The organism is Mesorhizobium sp. M7A.F.Ca.AU.001.01.1.1 (genome assembly GCF_004022735.1).
Classification (GTDB): Bacteria; Pseudomonadota; Alphaproteobacteria; order Rhizobiales; family Rhizobiaceae; genus Mesorhizobium; species Mesorhizobium ciceri.
The window spans coordinates 1-4,312 of record NZ_RZPF01000579.1 but is presented as its reverse complement, the minus strand read 5'-3'; the positions used below and the strand labels follow the sequence as shown (position 1 = coordinate 4,312).

General features: G+C 63.1%; 4 protein-coding genes. 3 read left to right on the top strand and 1 reads right to left on the bottom strand.

Annotated elements, in window-relative coordinates:
- The coding region (locus tag EN884_RS27505; RefSeq protein ID WP_164761423.1) for a class I SAM-dependent methyltransferase at nt 1-592 on the top strand (592 nt) is incomplete at its 5' end.
- Nucleotides 589-1,506 (top strand): methylenetetrahydrofolate reductase [NAD(P)H], encoded by a 918-nt coding sequence (gene metF / locus EN884_RS27500; RefSeq protein ID WP_013530934.1) that lies wholly within the window; start codon nt 589-591, stop codon nt 1,504-1,506. The genes EN884_RS27505 and metF, both read left to right, overlap by 4 nt.
- 439 nt (nt 1,507-1,945) lie before the next feature.
- Here the strand turns inward: metF and EN884_RS27495 are convergent, their stop codons facing one another.
- Nucleotides 1,946-2,863 carry a DMT family transporter gene (locus EN884_RS27495; RefSeq protein WP_063168490.1) on the bottom strand — a complete coding sequence of 306 codons (918 nt, stop codon included), beginning with the start codon at nt 2,861-2,863 and terminating at the stop codon, nt 1,946-1,948.
- A gap of 208 nt (nt 2,864-3,071) precedes the next feature.
- On the opposite strand from EN884_RS27495, the gene EN884_RS27490 reads away from it, so the two are divergent.
- On the top strand, nt 3,072-4,292 hold the full coding sequence (locus tag EN884_RS27490) for an alanine racemase (protein ID WP_128360844.1): 1,221 nt from the start codon (nt 3,072-3,074) through the stop codon (nt 4,290-4,292).
- Nucleotides 4,293-4,312 lie beyond the last annotated feature (20 nt).

Genomic DNA, 4,312 nt, shown 5'->3' with positions numbered 1-4,312 from the left:
GCTGAAACTGGTCGGCAAGCGGCCGTTCCAGTCGATGCTCGATCTCGGCACCGGCACCGGGCGGCTGCTCGAAATCTTCTCGCCGCTCTATCGGCGCGGTGTCGGGATCGACATGTCGCGCGAGATGCTGACCGTGGCGCGCGCCAATCTCGACAAGGCCGGCGTTTCGAACGCGCAGGTTCGGCAGGGCGACATCTTCGCGCCGCCGGTCGAGCGCGATGCCTTCGATCTCGTCACCATCCATCAGGTGCTGCACTATCTCGACGATCCCGCCCGCGCCATCCACGAGGCGGCGCGGCTTTTGCGTCCGGCAGGACGCCTGGTCATCGTCGATTTCGCGCCGCATGCGCTGGAATTCCTGCGCGAGGAGCATGCGCATATGCGGCTCGGCTTTTCCGACCGGCAGATCGCCGACTGGTTTTCGGAAGCCGGCCTCGATCTCGAAGATGCCCAGGAGTTCGAGCCGCGCGGTGGCAATGAGGCGAGGCTCACTGTGAAACTCTGGCTCGGCCGCGATCGGCGCCTGCTGATTGCCGATCCTTCCAACGACACAAGGCAGGCCAAAGCGAACTCGATGGGGGAAATCGCATGAACCAGTTCCGCTTTTCCCGCCGCCCCGACATCGGCGACAAGGTCAGGGTTTCCTTCGAATTCTTCCCGCCGAAGACGGACGAGATGGAAGCGAGGCTGTGGGAGACGGTCACAAGGCTGGAGCCGCTGAAGCCGAAATTCGTCTCGGTGACTTACGGCGCCGGCGGCTCGACACGGGAGCGCACCGCGCGCACTGTAAAGCGCATCCTGACGGAAACCGGTATTCCTGCAGCGGCGCATCTGACCTGCGTCGGGGCAACGCGCGACGAGGTCGATGCGGTCATCCAGGATTACAAATCGATCGGCATCAACCGGTTCGTGGCGCTGCGCGGCGACCCGGCCTCCGGCGTCGGCGAGCCCTACCGGCCGCATCCCGGTGGCTACGAGAATGGCGCGGAACTGGTCGCCGGGCTCAAGACGATCGCGGATTTCGACATCTCCGTCGCGGCTTATCCGGAAAAGCATCCGCAAAGCCCCGATTTCGCCACCGACATCGAGATGCTGAAGCGCAAGGTCGACAATGGCGCGACGCGGGCGATCACCCAGTTCTTCTTCGACAACGATCTCTACGAGCGCTATGTCGAGCGCGTTCGCCGCGCCGGCATCTACATCCCGATCGTGCCGGGCATCCAGCCGGTTCACAGTTTCAAGCAGGTCGCGAACTTTTCCGCGAGGGCGGGCGCGCATGTGCCCGGCTGGCTGGCGGAGCGTTTCGAAGGCCTCGACAAGGACCCGCAGACGCATGCGCTGGTGGCATCGGCGGTGGCAGCCGAACAGGTCATGGACCTGGTCGAGCGCGGTGTCGGCGATTTCCACTTCTACACCATGAACCGCGCCGATCTGGTCTTTGCCATCTGCCATATGATCGGTATTCGCTCGCACGAGGCGGCGGCCGCCGGATCAGCCGCGGCATGAGGTCGGGCTCAACAACAAAAGGCCGGGAAAAACCCGGCCTTTTGAATTGGTTGGACTATTTGGGTGCTGGTCTTCCCCGCTTTGGCGGTCAGGGAAGGAAGCCCATAATGAGGGCTCCGATAAAGGCGAACGCAGCACAGATCATCAATGCGTTGATAGGCCTCGTAAGTCCCATGACATAGCCTCCTCTTAAAGAGCTATGTCATGGAGTCTAGGTTCATTTGTGCCACAGGCAAGCGGAAAATGTGCTGCATTGCGACGTGATTGTGAAATCCGCGACATGTCTTTTGCCGTTAGGCTTTGAAACTCCTAGGCAAATACCGACTTCAGACCTGTGAATAAAATGTGGCCGGCTCGTGTCGCTGCCGTGTCATGGCAGCGCTACCGCCGCGAAAGTCGAATGCGACTTTCGCGGCGATGTGGGGGTTCAAAGGACGCGCTAACGTCTTCCAAGGACGCGCCCGTCGATGGTGATGAGGCCGAGCGCGATCAGCACCACCCCGCCGATTTCGAACAGCTCCAGCCGCTCGCCTAGGAACAGGAAGCCGAGCAGCATGGCGCTGGCCGGCACAACAAGCGTGACCAGCGAGGCGTTGGTAGCGCCCGCCGAGGCGACGAGGTTGAAATAGAGGATGTAGGCGACGGCTGTGGACAGAAGTGCCAGCGCCAGCACCGCCGCCCAGACCGGCGGCGAGGCCGAGAACAGGCCGGATGGGCCGTAGGTGAAGAGCACGATCGGGATCATGATGATGGTCGAAGCGGTCAACTGCCCGGTGGCGACGACCGGCGAGGGCACGCCCTTGAAGCGGCGGGCGACCATCAGCGCAATGCCATAGGACAGTGAAGCGCCGATCAGCGCGAATTTGGCCCAGACCGGGCCGCCGAGCCCGGCAAGCAGGCCGGGGCCGATCATGACGGCCGTACCGGCGATGCCGAGCGCAATGCCGGCGAGCTTGTTCCAGGAGAGCTTTTCGTCCGATGTCAGCGCATTGGCGAGAATCAATGTCCAGAACGGCGTCGTGGCGTTGAGCACCGAGGCGACGCCGGCGCCAAGCTCCGTCTGGCCGGCGAAGATCAGCGAAAAGGGCACCACATTGTTGGTGAGCGCCAGCAGGAAGAACAGGCCTGCATGCGGAAGCGCGAGGCGGAAGGACGGGCCGCACAGGCCGAGATAGATCTGTAGCGCGATCGCGGCGATGGCGACGCGAAACAGCACCAGCACCAGCGGGGGGAGTTCGGCCACCGCGATGCGGGCAAAGAAGAACGAGCCGCCCCAGATCGCGCCGAGCAGCAGGAGCTGCCCCCAGTCCTTGAGCACCATCGGCCCGCGCGGTGCTGATGTCGCGGCTATTGTCATGTGAGTCGCCCTCCCAGACGGCCTGAATGCCAGTCAGTCAGGCAGAAGCCATATCGGACTCAGTGACAAGAGCCACCCGAAACCTGATCGCTGGCAAACGTTGCTGGCAAAGACCCAGCGCCCCAGCGTCAGCCGCACGAGACACAGAATTGTTTTCATTAGCCGCTAGCTTGGATTAATTGTGCGCAGCCGAAGTGAGGATTCGTCCATGCAGCGATTCGAGAATGCCCGCGAGGCGGCACTGGCGCTTCGTCCGGACGATCCGGTCTATTGCTTCCGCCCGCAAGTGCTGATGGCGGATGCCAGGCAGTTCATGGGCATGTTCCCCGGCAAGACCGCCTATGCGGTCAAGACCAATGGCGAGCAGATCGTGCTGAAGACGCTGGTCGAAGCCGGCGTCAAGGCTTTCGACGTCGCTTCGCCGGGCGAGTTCGCCGCCGTGCGTGCCGTTTCCCCCGATGCCGAGATGCTCTACATGCACCCGGTCAAGGCGCAGTCGGACATCAAGCTGGCGCTGGAGAAATACGCCATCCGCGTCATTTCGCTCGATCATGAGGACGAGATCACCAAGCTGACGCGAGTGGTGCGGGCTCTCGACATCGATCCGGGCTCGATCAGCGTGTTCGTGCGGGTGCAGACCAAGGGGCATGCCGCCTACGAACTGTCGAAGAAGTTCGGCGCCGGGCCGGCGTATGCCGTCGAGCTCGCGGAGCGGCTGAGCCGTACCGGCTACAAGGTCGGCCTGTGCTTCCATGTCGGCAGCCAGATCGAGGATCCCGATACCTATGAGCGGGCGCTGGCTTCCGCCGACTGGGTGCGCAACCGGCTGACCTTCGATATTGCCGGGCTCGATGTCGGCGGCGGTTTCCCCGCCGAATACGGCCACGACCCTAACCGCAAGCAGATCGAGATGCCGTCGCTTGGCCAGATCATGTCGCGGCTGTCGGGCGATCTGAAGGAGTATCAGTTCGACCAGATGCCGCTGGTGGCTGAGCCCGGCCGGGTGATCGTGGCGCGCTGCCTGTCGTTGATCGTGCGGGTGCTGCTGCGCAAGGGCAAGCGGCTCTACATCAATGACGGCATCTGGGCATCGCTGTCGGATTCATGGACCGGCAAGATCACGCTGCCGGCGCGCTTCATTCCCGACCCGGCGATCCGCTCGCGCAATGGCGAGGAGAAGAACATCGTGCCGTTCAAGGTCTGCGGCGCGGCCTGCGATTCCGTCGACATCCTGTCGCGGCCGTTCTGGCTGCCGGAAACGGTCGATACCGGCGACTGGATCGAGATCGGCCATATCGGCGCGTATTCGCTGTCGCTGAGGACCCGCTTCAACGGCTTCTATCCCGACACCTTCGTCGAGGTGACGACGCCGTTCGACGAGGGCGACGCGCCACAGGGTTTTGCCAGTTTGGAGACGATGGCGGATTGAGGGGAATAAGGCAGTAGGGG